Consider the following 2,842-nt stretch of genomic DNA (forward strand, 5'->3'; position numbering starts at 1 on the left):
CTACACCTACACCACCACCCCCTGAATAACCTTCGAGGTCTCCACTTATCTTGAGACTCAGAGACTTATGGGATTCGCCCCTCAGTGGGGTACACGGGAGTGTGCTGGGACGGCACTTGTGCGGAGTCGTTCAACGCAACGTTCAAGAATGAGAGGGCCCATCGGATGGTGTACCCAACCCAGGATAAGGCGATCAAGAATATTGTCTCTTGGATCGAACTGAGATGCAATCATGTTTGCCTTCACCCAGCCCTGAGGTACCACCCCCGAACGAGGCCGAACACGAACTTTTAGACTTAACGAAGGCAGCCTGAATCAAGAAAGCAAGCACTGTCCGAAATACACCCAACAGTTCAATACATTGGGAACCTACTAGAGGATCACCGAGTCGGTCTGCCCCCTGACGACCTCCTCGTAGCGCCTTGTGCTCCATTCGGTACCTGCCAACCTACAGTTTCAAGACCGGGTGGAGGGCTTCTGTACTACCCATGCCCACCATCTCCCGAGCGCCAACGCTCAGTGGGACATGAGAACGCAAGCCGAGATGAGCCTATCGATTTTACGGACGTCAACCTGGGACCCAAGCTTGATCTTGATGTGACCTGCCCGCGTCCACAGTTCAACTTCGGAGTTCATGTCGAATGTTCCCGCGTTTTCGGTCGACCACATGTTGATGGCACTGTAGGGCAGCGAGTAGATCTCCACTTTCCGACCAGTTAGTCCTTGCGCATCGCGGACGATCAACCGCTTCGAGGTGAACACTGCCGAGTCGCGCATCGTCTTGAAGGCAGCGTACGGCTGCTCCCCTTCAACAAGGACGCCCAGGACGTCCTGAGAGATCGGAACCTCCGCCAAGAAGGTCCACGTAGCCACCGAAGCCATCTCCATGCTCATGATGTCGCCTCACTGAAAATAATGATCGCTGGGAACCTAACTTCCTTCGAACCAGACATTATCAAGCGACGCCTCAGCACTCCAAGACACAAACATGCATCTTTTAATTACTTCGATCGATTTTCCTACAATCAATCGAACGAGATCGAACAAGTAGGTATCGTTGACGCAGACTCGACACCTACCCCGCCCTACCGACCAACCTGTAACAGAACGGAGCTGTTCACAGCAGGCGGCGCTGTCCGCCATCGCACCCAGGCCTGCGGACTTAGCGACTCCCCCCTGTTGACCCAACGCACCTACGGCTACTCCCCACGACCCCAAGCCCCAACCTCATTCCACTGTAGGGCGTGGAGGTGACAGCCGGGACGAATACAACGGTTGTGGACTTCTGGCGTTTCACTGAGGTTAATTCACAGGACTAGCCGACGCTGGCATCCACGCAGGTCACAGCACCTTCGACGTATGCTGTAAATAGCCTCGCTCTACCCATTCGCCGGATGAACAACACTCGCGGCTACCTGAATGAGTTCCTGCCGGCGAAGGCGCTCCGCTCAGCTGGAATGTGAATCGAATAGGATCGCCACAACGCCCTAACATTGGATGAGGTCCGATTAACGTCAAAGTCTCAACTTATTTTTCGACATGGAATAAGTACAGTTCCTCAACGATTCAGTTCACCGATATTTACATTCGCATTCAATACACAGGTGACACGTTGGCGCCGAACCCTCTCACCTAACAAATAAACACCTCCCCAGACCTCGCAATTAACCGACACAGCAAGAGTGAGGCACGTTAAAACACCAGAATGCTCAGGAACGCAATCAGGTCCTATAGATTCATCAAAGCCGCGTAGTGCGCCGCAACATGTTCATTATTTCTCGACGTTTAGTTTTCCAGCTTCTACGAGACGACTGAACAACATACGGAGTTGCAACCACGACCTTACTCAGAAAGGGAAGTTTATCTTCAGGTGAACAAAGTAAATTTTGGGGCGCCAAGAGATCGCGCTCTTGACTGTCAGAGATGACGCTTTCGATATGAAATAACGAATCAAAATTAAGGTACTCGTCGGCCTCCCCAGAGAATCCTTCGCCATCTCTTTGCTTTGAGTCAAGAATCCATAAAATTCGATTAACTATCAAAGGATCTTCAAGAAGACCAGCAAAGTCTGTGAGAACGCCGTCACTACACGATCGAATATAGTCGAACACTTCACGTGTACCAGAGCCAGAGCGAATCGCCGGGAGAGAATCAGATCTACTATGCACGAAGTTGCCTTTTCGGGACCCATGCAAAAACAGCAACCTAAAGTATTCATCGCGCTCAGGATCTGGATAACATGAATACCATATCTGAATATCCTGTGCATCATCCTTATACTGACCCCCCTCTCGGCACCTCCTCCCCATCATTCCAAAACCAGAGTACGAGGCAATTCTCCCAACCAGCGGATCACACATGTCTCTTAGTTCCACCGCACCTCTGCTTAGTTTTTTAATTACTCTGGGAGCGTGGTCTCTGACGTTCATTGAGGTGGCTCCATCAATTCTAATCTTGGTGCGACGTCCCCTGTTCCGCATAAGGCGTACAGCTCTAGAAGTTTCGGCGGACACCTCCCCTGATGAGGATACCTCCTCCACCCTATCTCCAACCTCTCTCGCCGACATCCTTTCAGCAATCTTCCTGAAACCCAAGTACAATTCGCGATTTGGGTCATAATGGAACATGCTTGCCTCCTAGGAGTCAACTCACTATGGACATTCAAGATTGGTGAAGCACCATCATATAAGGTAACACACACCCTTTAGAGGCTTGGAAAATTTTATCGGATTCGCTTTGAATTAGATGACACCATGAGGCTTATTCATAGGGGTGTTTAGGGTGTTTTGCCGCTAATGGTGTGTCGTTAAGCAGGGTGGCGGCTTGCTCTTGAGAGAATCTT

The 2,842-nt window shown here is 50.8% G+C and carries 2 protein-coding genes; both read right to left on the bottom strand.

Going from position 1 to position 2,842, the window contains the following annotated elements:
- Window positions 1–516 precede the first annotated feature (516 nt).
- A complete protein-coding gene (locus HMPREF2883_RS01810) occupies window positions 517–888 on the bottom strand; it encodes a PH domain-containing protein (protein ID WP_070658661.1) in 372 nt (123 codons plus the stop codon).
- Between the two features lie 851 nt (window positions 889–1,739).
- Window positions 1,740–2,627: a hypothetical protein gene (locus tag HMPREF2883_RS14560; RefSeq protein WP_141758990.1), complete on the bottom strand. Its 888-nt coding sequence runs from the start codon at window positions 2,625–2,627 to the stop codon at window positions 1,740–1,742.
- Window positions 2,628–2,842 lie beyond the last annotated feature (215 nt).

It is taken from the genome of Actinomyces sp. HMSC075C01, assembly GCF_001812965.1.
GTDB lineage: Bacteria > Actinomycetota > Actinomycetes > Actinomycetales > Actinomycetaceae > Actinomyces > Actinomyces acetigenes.

Excerpts from the sequence above, each read along its gene's own strand:
- HMPREF2883_RS01810 (WP_070658661.1), bottom strand. The coding sequence starts at position 888 with ATGGAGATGGCTTCGGTGGCTACGTGGACCTTCTTGGCGGAGGTTCCG.
- HMPREF2883_RS14560 (WP_141758990.1), bottom strand. The coding sequence starts at position 2,627 with ATGTTCCATTATGACCCAAATCGCGAATTGTACTTGGGTTTCAGGAAG.